Below are 17,249 nucleotides of genomic sequence, written 5' to 3'. Positions count from 1 at the left end.
AATTCGGATTTTCGGAAGCTTGAAGGCTGAAGTAGCTATAGGGTCAATCAGGCAGTTTGTGACCGGTTGTTGCGCTGTAAACCTGCCGGCAAAAAAAACGCCCCATGCGGGGCGTTAAAAATTCATCTCTTTCCAAAGGAGCTACACAAAAGCTTCAGAGATGAATGTGCTCGGTGTGCGCCGTTCAGATCGCCTGCTTCTGTGGGTCGGCGGGCGCGGTCTCGGCCACGGACTGTTCGCCGTGTACCTGCTGCTGTTGCTGGCGGAACTCGGCGAGGAACTGCCGGGAACGGTCGGCGCCGTCATCGGCCAATGCGACGGTGGACGTGGCGCCGAGAAAACTGATCAATAACAGGTGATATCGCTTCATGACTTTCTCCCAATAAGGCGTGTGCCGTTAGTTGGAGCCAGTATAAGAAGCGCAACTTAACGAGAAGGTGAGGCGCCTATTACAGTTCTGACAGGCTTCAAATGGTGAACAAATGTTATTCAATTGTAGGAGCGCGCTTGCTCGCGAAGGTCGTTAACGATAACGCGGGGCTTCTGGTTTAACGCGGCGCCCTCAGGTTTTTCGCGAGCACGCTCGCTCCTACAAAGAGCGGTGGTTACAGAATTGCCAATGGGTATTCGACGATCAGGCGAACTTCTTCCAAATCCGACTCAAAGGCACTTGAGCGCACAGTCGCCTGGCGCAACCGCAGCGACAGGTCTTTGAAGTTGCCGCCCTGCACCACGTATTTGGCCTCGATATTGCGCTCCCAGCGGCGTTGATCGGTCAGCGGGTCGCCGGCCGCGTCACGGCGCATGTACACGGCGTTGGCGTTGCTGTAGTCGGCGCCGGTGCCTTTGCCGTAGCGGGTCATGAAGGTCAGGCCGGGAATGCCGAAGGCCTGCATGTCGAGGTTATAGGCGAGCATCCACGAGCGTTCCTTGGGCGAGTTGAAGTCGCTGTACTGGATCGAGTTATTAAGAAAGATCGAGTCCGACATGCGCAGGTAGTCAAAGTCGTCATCACCGTTGTTGCGCTGGTGTGACAAGGCCAGGCTGTGGGCGCCCACCTTGACCCCGAGCCTGGCGCTCCAGATGTTGTTATCGAACTCGCCGAGGCGTTTTTTGCCCTCGTCCACCGCCTTGTAATAGTTGAAGTCGCCAAACAGCGACACGTCATCGTTCAGCGGGTAGCTGGCGGCGCTGCCGAAGTAGTACTGGTCCCAGGCATCCTTCAGGCGGCTGGTGTACAGGCTGACGCTGAGGTGTTTGTTCACCTGATAGTCGCCGCCGGCATAGCCGACCCAGGGTGAATCCACCTTGCCCGCATAAAACGTCGCAAAGCCCTTGTCCATGCCGCTTTGAGTCGGTTGGCTCATGCCGCTCAGGTGCCCGCCTTGCAGGCTCAAGCCCTCGATACTGGTGTTTTGCGCGGTGACGCCGCGAAAGCTTTCCGGCAATACGCGTGAGTCACCATAGGCCACCACCGGGGTCAGAGGGAACACGTCACCGGCCTTGATCACGGTATCCAGCAGGCGCACTTTTGCCGCGCCGCCGAGCTTGCTGTAGGCATCCTCGGGGTGGTTGTTGCTGTCTACCGGCAACACGCCGAACGAGCCCTGGCCGCCGCTGCGGCCGGTGCCGGAGTCGAGTTTCAGACCATACATCGCGTAGGCGTCCAGGCCGAACCCCACGGTACCTTGAGTAAAACCGGACTCGAATTTGCCGATAAAACCCTGGGCCCAGGCTTCCGAGTAGCCATTGCCGGTGGGGCTGGACTGGCCCTTGCGATCGTCACGGTTGAAGTAGAAGTTGCGGGCCAGCACGTTCAGGGTGCTGCCTTCGATAAAACCTTCGGGTTTGTCTTCCACGGCCATGCTTGTAAGCGGCGTCAGGCCTGCCAGTGCAGCAACTATTGAAAGGGGAAATGTGCGCTTGGTACTCATGTATCGCTCCTCGGTAGTGGCAGCTATTAGCTTCTTATCGATGGGGCATTCTTATTTTGATATTGCCCGCGCAGATAGTTGCAAACACGAGATAACGGCGAGGTGGCGCACAGATTACAATTTTGGAATTTCAATAAAACATAACGGATAAGTAATCTTTCGGTGAACGTTGCGACAGGTTTGGTTAGTTACCCTTGCTCTGAACTTTTAATTCAATAAGTCAGACGAGGAAGCCCTCATGAATACCCTGAAAACCACTGTCGCTGCATTGGCCCTGATTTTTTCCGTCGGCGCGATGGCTGAAGGCGGAGGCGATCGCACCTTCGCCCAATTGATGCAAAGCAACCAGCAAGCCATGGCCGCCTATGCCGCGAAAAACGGCAAGGCCGCGCCCCAAATCCAGGCGTATCGCTACGGCATGAAGCTGGACATTGCCAAGGTGGTCAACGTCACGCCGCCGATCCGCTCATGCAGCGCGGTGCCATCGCGCATGACCTACGAAGACTCCACCGGCAAGCTCAATACCCTCCAGTATCAAGTCATGGGCATCTGCCGTAACAACGGCAGCTGAGGTGCCGCGAAAATATAGTTGAGCAATGCGCTAAAGCTGTCTTAAGAAAACGCCGGTAGCGCCGATGCAGGTCGGATCCCGCCTTCATTTCCCCACCGGTGCCTCCATGTTCAACACCCGTCTCAAGCAGGAGCTGTCTGCTCTTCGCGAAGAATTGTCCAGCCTGCAGCAAGTCAGGGAGAGCCTGGAAAGCGAAATGATGACCCTGACCCTGGATCCCGAAGGGCGCATCGAATCCGTCAATACCCTCTTTCTTCAGGAGATGGCTTATCAGGCAAGCCAGCTACAAGGCCGCTTGATCGAAGACCTGGTGCCGGCGCACGTCAAGCAGGACGCGTTTCAACTGCGCTTCAAAAACGCCCTGGTGCGTGGCGAACATTTTGCCGGTGCGGTGCGCCTGATGCGGGGCAACGGCAACGAGGCGTGGCTGCGCTCCATCGTGCAACCGGTGCGCAGCAGCGATGGGCGTATCAAGCATATTTCGATATTTTCCAGCGACCTGACCCGCACCATCGAGGCGTCCCGCGAGCACGAAAACCTGATCACTGCGCTGGTGCGCTCCACGGCGGTGATCGAGTTCGACCTCAACGGTAATGTGCTGACGGCCAACGACCGTTTCCTCAATGGCATGGGTTACAGCCTGGCGCAGATCCAGGGCAAACATCACCGGATGTTCTGCGAATCGCAGGACGCCAACAGTCCCGAGTACCAGCAGTTCTGGAAGCGCCTGAATTCCGGCGAATTCGTCGCGGGCCGCTTCAAGCGTGTGGACAGCCGTGGGCGCGTGGTGTGGCTGGAGGCCTCGTATAACCCGGTGCTCGACGCCAACGAGCGGCTGTACAAAGTGGTCAAGTTCGCCACCGTGATCACCGACCAGATCAACCAGGAGCAAGCCGTGGCCGACGCGGCCAACATCGCCTACAGCACCTCGCTGCAAACCGACAGCAGCGCCCAGCGCGGCACCACCGTCGTCACCCAGGCGGTGGACGTGATGCGCGATTTGGCCAAGCACATGCAGCAGGCGGGCGAGGGCATCGAAGCGCTGAACGCCCAGTCCCAGGTGATTGGCAGCATCGTCAAGACCATCAGCGGTATCGCCGAACAGACCAACCTGCTGGCGCTCAACGCCGCCATCGAAGCCGCCCGCGCCGGTGAGCAAGGGCGTGGTTTTGCGGTGGTGGCCGATGAGGTTCGGCAACTGGCGTCGCGTACCAGCAAGGCCACCGAAGAAATTGTTGGCGTGGTGCGCCAGAACCAGGACATGGCCCGCGAAGCGGTGGCGCTGATGACCGATGGCCGCCTGCAAGCCGAACAAGGCCTGGCCCTGGCGGCCGAGGCAGGCACAGTAATTGTCGAGATCCAGGACGGCGCACAGAAGGTGGTCAGCGCAGTGGGGCAATTCGCCAATCAACTGAGCAGCTAGTCACTGGGGCTCATGCTTGAGGTATCGTAGGTTTTTTTTCGAGCCTTTCGTCCATGAGCCCTAACCATCGCCGCCCCGTCCCTCTGTCCAAGGCCTACCGCTTGCTCAACCACGGCCCCACCGTGCTGGTCAGCGCCGCGCACAACGGCCAGCGCAACATCATGGCCGCTGCCTGGGCCATGCCGCTGGATTTTGAACCGCCCAAAGTCGCCGTCGTGCTGGACAAGGCCACCTGGACCCGGCAACTGCTCGAAGGCGCCGGCACCTTCGTGCTCAATGTGCCGTGTGCGGCCCAGGCCGATATCGTGCAGACCGTGGGCAATACCACTGGCAGCGAGACTGACAAGTTCGCCGCGTATGGCTTGCAGACGTTCAGCGGCGAACACACCGAAGCACCGATGCTGGAAGGGTGCGTGGCGTGGCTGGAATGCCGGTTGCTGCCGGAGCCGCATAACCAGCAGACCTACGATTTATTCCTCGCCGAAGTGGTGGCTGCCCAGGCGGATGAGCGTGTGTTCAGCGACGGTCGTTGGCATTTCGAAGGGCAGGATGCGCTGCGTACCTTGCACCATGTGGCGGGTGGGCATTTCCTGACGATTGGTAATCCTATTGATGGGCGACAGCTTTAAGCCAACTCTCTGACCTTCCGTTAGTGCCCGCTTTTGTGGCGAGGGAGCTTGCTCCCGCTGGAGCGCGAAGCGGTCCCATTGCTTTGCTGCCAATACAGCTGGGTCGGTAGATTAGACGACTGCTGCGCAGCCGAGCGGGAGCAAGCTCCCTCGCCACAGTTGTGGTGCTACCTCTGAGCCTGGTTGAGCGCCTCGGCAAACGCCATCAACTTCGGCGAGTACTGCCGCGACGGCGGATACACCAGCGATATTGCCCGACTGCGCCCGGCAAAATCCTCCAGCAACGGCACCAGGCGCCCGGCAGCCAGGTCTTCCCGCACTGCAAAATCCATCACCTGGGCGATGCCAAACCCGCCCACCGCGCCGTCCACCAATGCATCGCCAATATCAAAGATCAGCCGCCCCTCGACGCTCACGTCCTGCACGTTGCCATCGAGCATGAATTGCCAGTCCACCAGCCGGCGGGTGCGCAGGTTGCGCACGGTCAGGCAGTTATGGTCCTTGAGTTCATCGCGGCCGGTCTGGCGTTGGGCGCGTTGCTCGGCGGTGTGCTGCCCCAGGCGTGGGGTTGGGAAGCGGTGTTTCGGGTGAACGTGCCGTTGGCCGGCGCATGCGCCCTGGCGGCGCGCTACTGGATCCCCGCCGATGGTGCGCGGGCATGTGGGCGCAACTTTGATATCAGCGGCGCGTTGACCGTGACCGTGACCGTGGGCGGGACGTTGCAGGTGTTCGCCCTGGTGCAGGGGCCGGAGTGGGGCTGGGCGGCGCCGTCGACCCTGGGCTGCGTGGCCTGGCGTTGGCGCTGCTCGGGCTGTTTGCGTGGATCGAACACCGGGGCCGCGACCCGCTGATGCCGCTGCGGCTGCTTGGCTATCGCGAGTTGTGCATGGCCATGGTGTTGACGGCGGTGTTCATGAGCAGCTTTGGCGTGCAGTACTACTTTCTGGCGGTGTACTACCAACAAGTCTACGGCTACAGCGTGTTGCTGGTGTCGCTGGCGAATGCCGGCGGGTCGACGGGTGCGGCGCAGGCGGGTGGGATTGAACGGGCGTTGTGGTGGAGCGCGGCGATTGCCTTGGCGGGTGCGGCGCTGGCGTGTGGGAGCGGGCTTGCTCGCGAAGGCGGTGTATCAGCCACCGAATGCATTGACTGACCTTGCGCATTCGCGAGCAAGCCCGCTCCCACAGTTTGAGTGCATTTCAAGGTGGGATTTCAGCGCCCGAGCATCTTCACCCAGCGCGAGGGCGGCATGCCGAAGGTGCTGCGAAACTGACGGGTCATGTGGCTCTGGTCGGTGAAGCCTGCGGTCAGTGCGGCATCCACCAGTGACTGGCCCTGGCCCAGCAGGCTGCGCACCAGGTCCAGGCGGCGCATGGTCAGGTAGCGATAAGGGCTGGTACCAAACAACAAACGAAAATCCCGCGACAACGCCCAGCGGTCGCGGTTGGCGTATTCCGCCATTTCATCGAGGGTGATCGGCCGGCCAAGCGCACTGTGGATAAATTCCCGGGCGCGCTCGGCGGCGCGGTAGTCGAAGGTCTTGCGATTCACCGTGATGCCCGACGCATTGTTCAGCGCCTGGGCCAGGTCGAACATGGCGTCCTGTTCCTGCAACGGATCGATCGGGCAATCCAGGCTTTGCAGCAACACTTCACTGGCGCGCAACAGCCACGGGTCGCTCGACAGCCCGCCGGGGATAAACGGCAACGGCTTGCCGCCGAGCACCTGCTGGATCAGCGCCGGCTCCACGTAAATCATCCGGTATTTGAAGCCTTCCTCGCTGCCGGCCCAACCGTCATGCACTTCATCGGGATGGATCACCATGGTCCGGCCCGGCAGGCTGTGGGTCATGCCGCCGCGATAGTGAAAACTCTGCACACCGAACAAGGTGCGGCCGATGGCGTAGGTGTCGTGGCGATGAGGGTCGAAGCCAAACCCGGCAAAATACGCCTCGATACGCTCCAGGCCACTGGCGTGGGGCGCGCGGTGCAGCCAGTCGATGTTAGTGCCCATGATGAGTTGTCGCGCAAAGAGGTGGAAACACGTTAACCCAGTCTGAATCCGCTGTCTGCCGGGGTCTTGAACGATTGTGCGGGGCTTCTGCCGGGCCTATGATCTTGATTCCTGCACTGCACTTGGCGCAATCCCACATGGAATTGTTCAACCCGGCCTACGCGGCTCCTCTTGCCTCCCTGGCCTTGCTCTGGACCGTCGCGGTCGTCACGCCCGGCCCGAACTTCTTCAACACCGCGCAACTGGCCGCCAGTTGTTCGCGTCGCCACGGCGTGGTGGCGGCCTCGGGCGTGGCCACCGGCACCGTGATGTGGGGCCTGGCAGGCGGCTTGGGGATCAAGTCGTTGTTCACCGCAGCGCCCATGCTGTACCTGGCGTTCAAGATCATCGGCGGTTGCTACCTGATCTACTTGGGGTTGAAACTGTTCCGGCGCTCGGCACCGGCCATGGCCCAGAACCTGTTGCCCGACGAACCGAAGCGTTCGCTGTTCTCGGCCTGGCGCCTGGGCTTGTTGGGCAACCTGTCCAACCCCAAGGCGGCGCTGTTCGTCGCGACGATCTTTGCATCCACCATGCCGCCGTCACCGTCGCCGATGCTGCTGACCCTGGCCGTGATCACCATGGCGACGCTGTCGTTCAGCTGGTATTCCTGCGTGGCGCTGGTGTTTTCCAGCGAGCGGATGGCCGCCGTCTACAGCCGTTCGCGCAAGTGGCTGGACCGGTTTGCCGGTGGTTGTTATGTGCTGTTCGGGGCCACGCTGGTAGCGAATCGCTGACGGCTCATGGTAAGAAGCCTTACTTTCAAACGTGAGGCCGATCATGAGCAAGCTGCGGGTAGGGATTATTTTTGGTGGCCGTTCGGCCGAGCACGAAGTGTCGCTGCAATCGGCGCGCAACATCGTCGATGCACTGGACCGTTCGCGCTTCGAGCCGATCCTGATCGGCATCGACAAGGCCGGCCACTGGCACCTCAACGACACCTCGGGCTTTTTGCTCAACGAGGAAAACCCGGCGCTGATCGCCCTCAATCAATCCAACCGTGAACTGGCCGTGGTGCCGGGCAAGGCCAGCCAGCAACTGGTAGAAACCGCAAGCCAGGCCTCGCTGGAACACGTCGACGTGATCTTCCCGATTGTCCACGGCACCCTCGGCGAAGACGGCTGCCTGCAAGGGTTGCTGCGCATGGCCGACTTGCCGTTTGTCGGCTCCGACGTGCTGGGTTCGGCGGTGTGCATGGACAAGGACATCAGCAAACGCCTGCTGCGTGATGCCGGGATTGCGGTCACGCCGTTCATTACCCTCAACCGTCGCAACGCGGCGCGTACCACCTTCGAGCAAGCGCAGCAGAAGCTCGGATTGCCGATGTTCGTGAAACCGGCGAACCAGGGTTCGTCCGTGGGTGTGAGCAAGGTGGGCAGCGAGGCTGAATATCATGCGGCCGTTGAGCTGGCGCTGGGGTTCGATGAAAAGGTGCTGGTGGAATCGGCGGTAAAAGGCCGGGAAATCGAGTGTGCGGTGTTGGGCAACGAGAATCCCATCGCCAGTGGCTGCGGCGAGATCGTGGTGCGCGACGGGTTCTATTCCTACGACAGCAAATACATCGATGACCAGGCGGCCCAAGTGGTGGTGCCGGCGGACATCAGTGTTGAAGCCAGCGAGCGTATTCGTGCGTTGGCCATCGAAGCGTTTGAAACCCTGGGTTGCGCCGGGCTGGCACGGGTGGATGTGTTTCTGACGGACGAGGGGGAGGTGCTGATCAACGAGATCAACTCGTTGCCGGGCTTTACGCGCATCAGCATGTACCCGAAGCTGTGGCAGGCGGCGGGCATGAGCTACAGCGAGCTGGTGAGCCGGTTGATTGAGCTGGCGCTGGAGCGGCATGCGGGGCGTAAGGGGTTGAAGATCAGTCGATGAATTTTACGGCGTTAGACTTGGGAGCGCCGATTACTTTTTCATGAGCGCGACTCCATTGTGGCGAGGGAGCTTGCTCCCGTTGGGCTGCGCAGCAGCCCTGAAACTGAGTACGGTGCTCTTCCTGGAAAAACGCATCAGCTCATTCTGAGGGCGCTTCGCACCCCAACGGGAGCAAGCTCCCTCGCCACAAATTTGGTGTTGCCGCAGAGGCTGTATTCGCCGATTTATCGTTGCGTTTTTCGCGAAATCCACGAATACAACAACGTCTTCCTTTCCGTACTGTCATGCGTCCTTCTGCGATAACTCGCAAACGCCGGCGAGGTGCAATACGTACACACCTCACTCACCTCAACCTGCTCACGCTTTATCCCCGCCGCCTCCAGCAAGATCAGCGCATACCGGCTCAAATCAAACCACGCACTCAACGCCTGCCTCGGCTCTGGCGGCGAAATCTGCGGAGCCAACAAAGGCCCCGGTTGCTCAACCGTCCAAGGCGCATCCCCATCCCGCCACAAATGCCCCTGACTCGCCTGCAACTGCGCAACAAACTCGCCACTCACCTCATAACAACAAGGCTTGATCGACGGCCCGATCGCAACCCGTAACTGATCCAACGCCACTCCCTCGGTGGTAAACCGCTGCATGGCATTGGCGATGATCCCGCCTTGCAGCCCCTTCCAGCCGCCATGAATTGCCGCGACAAAATCCCCGTTTTCCGAGGCTATCAGCAACGGCAGGCAATCGGCGGTGATCACCGCAATCGGCTGCACATCCCGGCTGAAAACCCCATCGGCCTCAACCGTGTTGGCCGTAAGCTCCGCGTTCCATTCAATGGTCGTGGCGCTGTGCACCTGCTTGCAGATGAACACCTCGTCAGGCCGCAATGGATCGTCAATCGTACAAAACCCATGGTCGACGCCAACCAGGGCGCCGAGGTTATTTGCCTTGTGCACGCGCAGCTCTCCGTTAAGTCAAATCAATCCCCCAGCGCCTCGCCTTCACGCCGTGGGTCAGCCCCGCCGATCAACGACGCCTTGCCCTGCGCATCACGCACCCGAACGATCGCCTGGGCGCCGCTGGTCATGTCGATTTCGCTCAGGGCGTGGCCCTTGTCCTTCAGCGCCTGTTTGAACTGCGCACTGAACAACCCGGCTTCCAGCTCGGTAGCCCCATTGCGGCTGCCGAAGTTGGGCAGGCCGACGGCGGCTTGCGGGTCGAGGTTCCAGTCGAGCATGGCCACCAGGGATTTGCTCACATATTCGATGATCTGCGAACCGCCCGGCGAACCCACCGTGGCCACCAACTCGCCGCTCTGGCGATCAAACACCAGCGTCGGCGCCATGGACGAACGCGGGCGTTTGCCCGGCTCGATCCGGTTGGCCACCGGCTGGCCATTTTCTTCAGGGATGAACGAGAAGTCAGTCATCTGGTTATTCAGCAAAAAGCCCTGAACCATTACGTGGGAACCGAACGCGGCCTCCACCGTAGTGGTCATCGACACCGCGCCACCCACGTCATCCACCGCCACCACTTGGGAGGTGGAAATACGCAGCGGCGAGCGATCCGGCGCGTAGGCCACTTCAATACCGGCAGGCTTGCCCGGCTTGGCGACGCCCATGCTGCGCTCACCAATCAGTGCGGCGCGGCTGGCCAGATAATCCGGCGCGACCAGCCCGGCAACCGGCACCGGCACGTAGTCAGAGTCCGCCACATACTGGGCGCGGTCGGCATAGGCCAGGCGGTCGGCCTCGGCGATCAGGTGCACCGCTTCGGGCACCGGCTCCAGGCCTGCCGGGGAGTCGTTTTTCACCGGCTTTAACGGTGCCAGGGCCATACGCGGGTCGCGGGCTTCCAGGGCCTGCAACGTGCCGAGGATTTGCGCGATGGCAATCCCGCCAGACGACGGCGGCGGCATGCCGCAGACTTTCCAGCGCTTGTAGTCGGTGCACAACGGCGCCCGCTCAACCGCGCTGTAGCCTTTTAGGTCGGTCAGGGTCAGGCTGCCGGCATTGCTGTTGCCCTGCACCTTGCGGGTGATTTCTTCGGCAATCGGGCCGTAGTACAGCGCGTCCGGCCCTTCCTTGGCGATGCGCTTGAAGACGTTGGCCAGCGCCGGGTTTTTCAGCAGCGTGCCGGTGGCCTTGGGGCTGCCGTCGGCGTTCAGAAAGTACGCAGTCATTTCCGGCGAGCGGGTGATATAGCGGTCGGCGGCGATCAGGCTGTGCAGGCGCGCAGAGATCGGGAAGCCCTGTTCGGCCAGGCGAATCGCCGGCTCGAACAGCGTCGCCCATTGCAGGTGGCCGGTCTTTTTGTGGGCCATCTCCAGGGCACGCAACACGCCTGGCGTTGCCACCGAGCGCCCGCCAATCTGTGCCTGCGGGAACGACATCGGCGTACCGTCGGCGTTGAGGAACAACCGCTCGGTGGCGCCCGCCGGTGCGGTTTCGCGACCGTCGTAGGCGTGCACCTGCTTGCCGTCCCACAACATGATGAAGGCACCGCCGCCGATCCCGGAAGACTGCGGCTCCACCAGGGTCAGCACGGCTTGCATGGCAATCGCCGCATCAATGGCCGAGCCACCCTTGCGCAAGATCTCCCGCCCGGCTTCGGCCGCCAACGGGTTGGCGGCAGCGGCCATATGGCGCTCGGCGTGGCGGGTGCTCATGTCGGTGCGATAGCCCGAGCCGAGTTCCGGGGCGGGCGGCAGTTCAGGCGCGGTGGCGCTGTGGCAGGCGGCGAGGGTGAGGGCAGTGGCAATCAGCGAGAGGGTGATAAGGCGTTGACGGGGGAAAATCGAAAGCACGCGATGACTCCGTTCATTTGAGAATGATCTGTTGTCCGTGGGGAGGGAATGTACCTCAGCAGTTTGCGAGAGGGGAGATTGATCTGTATTTGGTTGTTCGGTACAACTATATCTCTCTTCATTCGGGCAGAGGTTTTCCCCGTGAACCGTTCCAGGCCAGACCTTATCGATCAGATCCGCTGTGCCTCGCGTCTTATGGTGCGAGAGCTGGGTTTTATGCAGCCGAAGTTGGCGGCGAGCAGTTATCCACCGTCATCCGTTCACACCATCGTCGAAATTGGCGAGCGAGGCGCACTGACGGCGGCCGAACTGGTCACCTTGCTGGGGCTGGAAAAATCATCGGTGAGCCGCATGGTGCGCAAGCTGATCGAGGCGGGCGAGCTGGAAGAGTTTGCCAACGAGGACGACGCCCGCTCGAAAAAACTGCGGCTTACCGCGCGAGGGCAGAAGACGTTAGGTGACATAGAAGCGTTTGCCCGACGGCAGGTGGGCGAGGCGATTGGTGACCTGTCCAGCGAACAGCAACAGGCCGTCAGCCGTGGGCTGGACCAATACGCCGCAGCCCTGCAAACCCAGCGCACCGGCGCCCGGCAACCCAGGCACTACCGCATTGCCCGTGGCTACCGGCCGGGCGTGATTGGCCGCATCGCGCAAATGCACGCCGAGTACTACGCCAAACACGCAAATTTTGGCCAGCCGTTTGAAAGCCTGGTGGCGGCGGACATGTCAGAGCTGATGGGGCGCCTGGCCAACCCGCGCAACGAAGTGTGGGCGGTGCTGGAGGGGGCGCAGATTGTGGGTTCGATTGCCATTGATGGCGAGGGCGAAAACGGCGAGGCAATCTTGCGCTGCTTCATTCTGGACCCATCGGCCCACGGTCAGGGGTTGGGCAAACGGCTGCTGAAAGAGGCGTTGGATTTCTGCGATGAACACCCGTTTCCGGCGGTGCGGTTGTGGACGTTCAAGGGCCTGGATGTGGCGCGCAAGTTGTATGAAAACGTGGGCTTTTTGCTGGAGTCGGAGCAGGAAGGGCAGCAGTGGGGCAAGTCGGTGGTGGAGCAGTGTTTTGTGCGGCAAGGGGTTTGACGCAACAGCGCCCCAGTAAACGGGGCACTGTTACGGCCTGAAAATCACTCGTCGAGATTGCCCATGGCGGTGGTATTAAAACCGCCGTCCACGTACATGATTTCCCCACTGATACCCGACGCCAGGTCCGAGCACAGGAAGGCGCCGGCGTTGCCGACCTCTTCAATGGTGACGTTACGGCGCAACGGCGTTTGCGCTTCGTTGGCCGCCAGCATCTTGCGGAAATTCTTGATGCCGGAAGCGGCGAGGGTGCGAATCGGCCCCGCAGACACCGCGTTAACCCGCGTGCCTTCGGGGCCCAACGAGCCGGCCAGATACCGCACGCCAGCCTCCAGCGAAGCCTTGGCCATGCCCATCACGTTGTAGTTGGGCATGGTGCGTTCTGCGCCCAGGTAAGACAGGGTCAACAGGCTGCCATTGCGGCCCTTCATCAATTCCCGACCGGCCTTGGCCAGGGCCACGAAGCTATAAGCGCTGATGTCGTGAGCGATGCGAAAACCCTCGCGGGTGGTGGCATCGGTGAAGTCACCTTCCAACTGATCACCCGGGGCGAAACCCACGGAATGCACGATGCAGTCCAGTCCATCCCACTGCTTGCCCAGCTCGGCAAACACCTGGGCGATCTGCGCGTCACTGGCCACATCACACGGGAAACACAGCGCCGAGCTGGAACCCCAACCGGCGGCAAACTCTTCCACGCGGCCTTTCAATTTCTCGTTCTGATACGTGAACGCCAACTCGGCGCCCTCACGGTGCATGGCGGCGGCAATGCCCGAAGCGATGGACAATTTGCTGGCGACGCCCACGATCAAAACGCGCTTTCCGGCGAGAAAACCCATGTGTAGCTCCTTTTTTCAGGTTGTTCGGCAGTAGTGAGGTTTCGACGGCGGGGGAATATTGCGAGGCACATGGGGGCGGGGGAGATACTTTTCCGAGCGGTGGCATTAAGCTATCTCGCACTTAACCATCATGGCATTTAACAGGGTTTGAATTTATCTATGGGTCGTTCCTTTGCTTGGGTCTTTCCGTTGTGCCTGGTGGCTGTTTTTGGTGCGGGTTGTTCTTCTCATAAAGGCCCGCCGCCGGCCAAACCCAAACCGGTCGTACTGACGGCAGACGACCACCATGCGAAGGTTATTTTCAGAATGCTCAGCACCGAATCGCAGGTGAGCTTCAGCGCTGGGCCCGTGGGGAATCTGAGCAGCGTGGGGGTTGTTTACAACGATTCCCTGGAGCAACAGGCGCCGGCGCTTGTCCGAGGGTTATACAAGGGCCTGGCCCATGGGCTCTATCGCGCCCGGTCGTTCCGCGAGACCTTGGTGCCGGCGGACCAACTGACCGTGGTGGAGGGCGTTGCGAACTGGCGCAATGATCGCGGGACGTCATACACCCTGGAAAAGTGCGGGCCGTTGTCCCGCAGCTTCCTGCCGAAGGCTAACAAAACCTATCTGGTGGAGTTTGATTTGCAGGGGTTCTCGGTGTGCAGCGAGAAGGTTTATGACGTGACGGTGGAAGGGCAAAAGGACATGGTTTTACCGGTAGCGATTTAATGGATTGACACCTTCTCATCCCGTTTTTGGAGTTTTGATGCGTACTTTACCGATGGTTTTCGTTGTTACTGCACTGCTGCTCAGTGGCTGCAGCATCCCGTACCAAACCCCTCAAGCCCGCGCCCAGATACAGCAGGACCTGGGCGTTTCCGGCAGTGACATCATCGACATCTCCTACACCAACTTCTGCAAACTGAAGTATGGCGACGAGGCGATCTGCCATGCCGAGCAAGGCTTGGCGGTGCTGACCCGCAAAGGGCTGATCCTGAGCAAGTACCAAAGCAGCCGGTACGTGCCGGCCTACACCCTGAAAACCGCCGAAGTGCTGTGCGGCCATACCGCCACCTCGCGGGAAGCGGCGGAAGCGCTGAACATGTTTACGGCGGACTCCAACTTTGTGTTGCTGCCGCTGGATGCAGACAAGCACTGGAATGGAACGATGCACCGAGAGATGGTGGATTATTTGTTGGCCAATGGTCAGCCATTGTTGATCGGTGCTGGCGCGAAGGCGGTCAGGCCGAGCGGGAAGAAGAAGTACACGGGAGGGATGATTCCGGGGACAAGGATTCCGTATTTTACGGAGTTTGAGTATTCGGAGTTGGTGAATCCTTGTCCGGGTGTCGAGGGATGAAAAGTAAGTCGGCTTCCCCTCTATTCCTCTTATCATTTTCGGCTAGGGCTATGAGTAAGAGGCTAAGTATTTTCGGGCTTCTGTTCGCGTACTCCTGTTTTTCACAGGCTGTTGAAGTCAAGTATTACGAAGACCAAAAGGATATTGAGCGGATCACCGATAAAATCCCAACCATCGCCGGGAACCTTACTGATCGGGCAAAAGCTAATGGCATAAAAATAGACTCAGTAGCGGTGATGGTTTTTTCCAAGGCTGATATTGAAGGGAATCCAGGCACAAAGGATGGTGACATTGATTTCACCGTGAATACCGATTTTCGAGAGTGCGGATCTCTAGGCGTGGCTGGGTTTTCATATAGAAAGGGGAAATACACACCTACTACAAGGACGGCACTCTGGCTTTCAAAAGGTAAGTGTTACGGGCCTGAGGTCCCGTAAAAATGGCCTTATGAGGGTGCAGTTGGGTTTATTAATGCGGTCAACACATGGTCTGCCCAAACCCCGTTGATCTTGAGATACGCCCGCGCTTCACCCTCCTGCTCAAACCCCAACCGCGCCAGCAGGCGCGCACTGCGCTCATTCTCTGGCCGGTAGTTGGCCATGATGCGGTGCAGCTGCATTGCGTCGAACACATGAGCAATCGCCGCCGTTAGCGCTTCATGCATGAGGCCCTGGCCTTGGGCGGATTCGGCGAGCGCATAACCCAAGTGGCACGCCTGGAACGCACCGCGCACGATGTTGCTGAAGTTGCAGGCACCGATGATTTTGTCCTGGCTGAATATCAGCAGGTGCAACGCTTCGCCGCTGGCGTTTTTCTCAGCCATGGTTTCGAGGCGTTCGGTGATGGCTTCCAGTTCAAAAAAGGCGTCGTCACGCGATGGTTCCCACGGCTTTAGGAATTCACGGTTTTCCAGCAGGTACGCTTGCAGGGCGCGAGCGTGGGAAGGGTGGACGGGGAGCAGTAAAAGCCGGTCAGTGCTGATGGCAGTAGCGGGGAATGTCATGCGTCACCTTCTTGTGGTTTGGCAGGGTACTTTTCTTCAGGCGTAAAACACGGCTGCTGTAATTTCTGAAGGTGGTCGCCAGCCGGGCTATCCTGCCGCTTCCACCGCACAGAATCCAGCAGGCTGGCGTTCACATAATTCTTACCCGGGCACAGCTATGATGCTCGTCCTTATGCAATAAGCCTGACAGGGCGACCCATTATGAATTTGAGCGTTCTCTACGCATTGGCTGCGGCGGCGTTGTTCGGCGCCAGCACTCCGCTCGCCAAGCTCTTGGGGGTGGATACGCCGCCCATCCTGTTGGCAGGGCTGCTCTATCTGGGCAGCGGCCTGGGCCTGGCCATCGTTCGGTTGGCTCGCGACCACGGCTGGAAACGGCCCGGGCTTGCAGCCGGAGAGTGGCCCTGGTTGATTGGCGCCATCGTCTTTGGGGGCGTGCTGGCGCCTGTGGCGCTCATGTACGGTCTGACTCGCACGGCGGGAGCCACCGCATCGCTGATGCTCAATCTTGAGTCAGTGCTCACGGCAGTGCTGGCGTGGGTCGTATTTAAAGAGAACGCAGATCGCCGCATCGTTATCGGCATGATCGCTATTGTTTTGGGCGGGATCGTTTTGTCATGGCCGCAAGGAACGGCGACGGCTCATGATTGGACGGGGCCGCTGGCCGTGGCTTTCGCCTGTTTTTGTTGGGCCATCGACAATAACCTGACCCGTAAGGTCTCTGCCTCGGATGCGCTTTTTATCGCCGGCAGCAAAGGCTTGGCGGCGGGGGTGGTCAATTGCTGTTTGGCGTTGGCTATCGGGTCGCAACTGCCGGCCGTGGCCACGCTGGGGTCAATCATGGTAGTTGGGCTGTTGGGGTATGGCGTGAGTTTGGTGTTGTTTGTGCTGGCTCTGCGCGGGCTTGGCAGCGCGCGCACTGGCGCCTACTTTTCCACAGCTCCCTTCCTTGGTGCGGTTATCTCGATCCTGATGCTCGGTGAGTCGGTCTCGCTGATGTTCTTGCTCGCTGCCGCCTTGATGGCGATCGGGGTGTGGATTCATTTGATGGAAAATCATGCGCACGAGCATCAGCACGATCCCCTCACACATGGCCATCGCCATACACACGATGCGCACCACCAACATGAGCATGGCTTTGAGTGGGACGGTACCGAGCCACACAGTCATGCGCATGAGCACGCACCGATCCAGCACAGTCATGCGCACTTTCCCGATGTACACCATCGCCATAAACACTGACTTCGCTGGGGCAATAGGGCGATTGCCGATGCAGGGGCGATAAGGTTGGGCGAGCGGGGGCGGATGACGGGGAATGTCATCCTTCGTGTGATGGGGCGGTGTACTTTTCTTCAGGCATAAAAAAACGGCCTACCTTTCGGTAAGCCGTTTTTAGTACTTGGTGGCTACACAGGGACTTGAACCCCGGACCCCAGCATTATGAATGCTATGCTCTAACCAACTGAGCTATGTAGCCAAGTGGCGCGCATTATTCGCGGAGAACGGGAATGCGTCAAGCGCTTTTTTTGAAAATTTATCTACGCTATCAACTGTTTAAGGGAAAACACCGGGTTTGGTGACGAGCGGCTGGGGTTTGCGCGGGTCCCAAGGCGGCGAAGATCAAAAATGTGGGAGCGGGCTTGCTCGCGAATGCGGTGGATCAGCCAATACCTCTATTGACTGACACACCGC

The 17,249-nt window shown here is 60.0% G+C and carries 17 protein-coding genes, 1 tRNA gene and 3 pseudogenes; 12 read left to right on the top strand and 9 right to left on the bottom strand.

Annotation, left to right across the window (positions count from 1 at the left end; genetic code table 11):
* Positions 1-184: 184 nt before the first annotated feature.
* Both CEC48_RS24080 and CEC48_RS24075 read right to left on the bottom strand, forming a co-directional pair.
* Complete coding sequence (locus CEC48_RS24080) at positions 185-370, bottom strand: hypothetical protein (protein ID WP_088426016.1); 186 nt, start codon at positions 368-370, stop codon at positions 185-187.
* Positions 371-605: 235 nt separating this feature from the next.
* Positions 606-1,934: an OprD family porin gene (locus CEC48_RS24075; RefSeq protein ID WP_088426015.1), complete on the bottom strand. Its 1,329-nt coding sequence runs from the start codon at positions 1,932-1,934 to the stop codon at positions 606-608.
* Positions 1,935-2,172: 238 nt separating this feature from the next.
* Here CEC48_RS24075 and CEC48_RS24070 point away from each other — a divergent pair, with 238 nt between their 5' ends.
* The 4 genes and pseudogenes from CEC48_RS24070 (at position 2,173) to CEC48_RS24060 (ending at position 4,557) form a co-directional block, all read left to right on the top strand.
* On the top strand, positions 2,173-2,505 hold the full coding sequence (locus CEC48_RS24070; RefSeq protein WP_088426014.1) for a DUF2790 domain-containing protein: 333 nt from the start codon (positions 2,173-2,175) through the stop codon (positions 2,503-2,505).
* 64 nt (positions 2,506-2,569) lie between these two features.
* Positions 2,570-3,388, top strand: a pseudogene (locus CEC48_RS32280) (PAS domain-containing protein); the annotation flags it as partial.
* Positions 3,389-3,496: 108 nt separating this feature from the next.
* Positions 3,497-3,928, top strand: coding sequence for a methyl-accepting chemotaxis protein (locus tag CEC48_RS32275; protein WP_371917783.1), 432 nt, complete (start codon positions 3,497-3,499; stop codon positions 3,926-3,928).
* A 53-nt stretch (positions 3,929-3,981) separates the two neighbouring features.
* Entirely contained in the window at positions 3,982-4,557 is a 576-nt protein-coding gene (locus tag CEC48_RS24060) for a flavin reductase family protein (protein WP_088426012.1), read from the top strand.
* Between the two features lie 167 nt (positions 4,558-4,724).
* Here CEC48_RS24060 and CEC48_RS24055 read toward each other — a convergent pair.
* A pseudogene (locus tag CEC48_RS24055) lies at positions 4,725-5,069 on the bottom strand (LysR substrate-binding domain-containing protein); the annotation flags it as partial.
* Between CEC48_RS24055 and CEC48_RS24050 the strand changes: the two are divergent.
* Positions 5,070-5,710, top strand: a pseudogene (locus CEC48_RS24050) (hypothetical protein); the annotation flags it as partial.
* Between the two features lie 59 nt (positions 5,711-5,769).
* Here the strand turns inward: CEC48_RS24050 and CEC48_RS24045 are convergent.
* Complete coding sequence (locus CEC48_RS24045) at positions 5,770-6,570, bottom strand: AraC family transcriptional regulator (RefSeq protein ID WP_088426011.1); 801 nt, start codon at positions 6,568-6,570, stop codon at positions 5,770-5,772.
* A 137-nt stretch (positions 6,571-6,707) separates the two neighbouring features.
* Between CEC48_RS24045 and CEC48_RS24040 the strand changes: the two genes are divergently transcribed.
* Together CEC48_RS24040 and ddlA are read left to right on the top strand one after the other, a co-directional pair.
* Entirely contained in the window at positions 6,708-7,346 is a 639-nt protein-coding gene (locus CEC48_RS24040) for a LysE family transporter (protein WP_088426037.1), read from the top strand.
* Between the two features lie 43 nt (positions 7,347-7,389).
* The gene (gene ddlA / locus CEC48_RS24035) at positions 7,390-8,484 is read left to right on the top strand and encodes a D-alanine--D-alanine ligase (protein ID WP_088426010.1); all 1,095 of its coding nucleotides are present in this window, start codon (positions 7,390-7,392) and stop codon (positions 8,482-8,484) included.
* 224 nt (positions 8,485-8,708) lie between these two features.
* Here ddlA and CEC48_RS24030 read toward each other — a convergent pair whose 3' ends face one another.
* Positions 8,709-9,437, bottom strand: coding sequence for a polyphenol oxidase family protein (locus CEC48_RS24030; RefSeq protein ID WP_088426009.1), 729 nt, complete (start codon positions 9,435-9,437; stop codon positions 8,709-8,711).
* Between the two features lie 23 nt (positions 9,438-9,460).
* Entirely contained in the window at positions 9,461-11,287 is a 1,827-nt protein-coding gene (gene ggt, locus CEC48_RS24025) for a gamma-glutamyltransferase (protein WP_088426008.1), read from the bottom strand.
* A gap of 195 nt (positions 11,288-11,482) precedes the next feature.
* On the opposite strand from ggt, the gene CEC48_RS24020 reads away from it, so the two are divergent.
* Complete coding sequence (locus CEC48_RS24020) at positions 11,483-12,373, top strand: bifunctional helix-turn-helix transcriptional regulator/GNAT family N-acetyltransferase (RefSeq protein WP_256579773.1); 891 nt, start codon at positions 11,483-11,485, stop codon at positions 12,371-12,373.
* A gap of 44 nt (positions 12,374-12,417) precedes the next feature.
* On the opposite strand, the gene fabI is transcribed toward CEC48_RS24020, so the two are convergent.
* Entirely contained in the window at positions 12,418-13,212 is a 795-nt protein-coding gene (fabI, locus tag CEC48_RS24015; RefSeq protein WP_088426006.1) for an enoyl-ACP reductase FabI, read from the bottom strand.
* Positions 13,213-13,518: 306 nt separating this feature from the next.
* Between fabI and CEC48_RS24010 the strand changes: the two genes are divergently transcribed.
* From CEC48_RS24010 to CEC48_RS24000, 3 genes are read left to right on the top strand one after another with little or no spacing between them, the layout of a single operon-like run.
* A complete protein-coding gene (locus CEC48_RS24010; protein ID WP_088426036.1) occupies positions 13,519-13,923 on the top strand; it encodes a hypothetical protein in 405 nt (134 codons plus the stop codon).
* Between the two features lie 37 nt (positions 13,924-13,960).
* Positions 13,961-14,554: a hypothetical protein gene (locus tag CEC48_RS24005; RefSeq protein WP_088426005.1), complete on the top strand. Its 594-nt coding sequence runs from the start codon at positions 13,961-13,963 to the stop codon at positions 14,552-14,554.
* Positions 14,551-14,991, top strand: a complete 441-nt coding sequence (locus CEC48_RS24000) for a hypothetical protein (RefSeq protein ID WP_088426004.1) — start codon at positions 14,551-14,553, stop codon at positions 14,989-14,991. Before CEC48_RS24005 ends, CEC48_RS24000 begins: the two co-directional genes overlap by 4 nt.
* 8 nt (positions 14,992-14,999) lie before the next feature.
* Here CEC48_RS24000 and rimJ read toward each other — a convergent pair whose 3' ends face one another.
* Positions 15,000-15,557, bottom strand: coding sequence for a ribosomal protein S5-alanine N-acetyltransferase (gene rimJ / locus CEC48_RS23995; protein ID WP_088426003.1), 558 nt, complete (start codon positions 15,555-15,557; stop codon positions 15,000-15,002).
* 201 nt (positions 15,558-15,758) lie between these two features.
* On the opposite strand from rimJ, the gene CEC48_RS23990 reads away from it, so the two are divergent.
* Positions 15,759-16,799, top strand: coding sequence for a DMT family transporter (locus tag CEC48_RS23990; RefSeq protein ID WP_088426002.1), 1,041 nt, complete (start codon positions 15,759-15,761; stop codon positions 16,797-16,799).
* Positions 16,800-16,957: 158 nt separating this feature from the next.
* Here the strand turns inward: CEC48_RS23990 and CEC48_RS23985 are convergent.
* Positions 16,958-17,034: transfer RNA gene (locus CEC48_RS23985), tRNA-Met, on the bottom strand.
* Positions 17,035-17,249 lie beyond the last annotated feature (215 nt).

This window comes from Pseudomonas sp. K2I15 (genome assembly GCF_002204795.1).
Classification (GTDB): Bacteria; Pseudomonadota; Gammaproteobacteria; order Pseudomonadales; family Pseudomonadaceae; genus Aquipseudomonas.
Note: the sequence above shows the minus strand (reverse complement) of the source record. Positions and strands in the feature narration are given on the sequence as shown.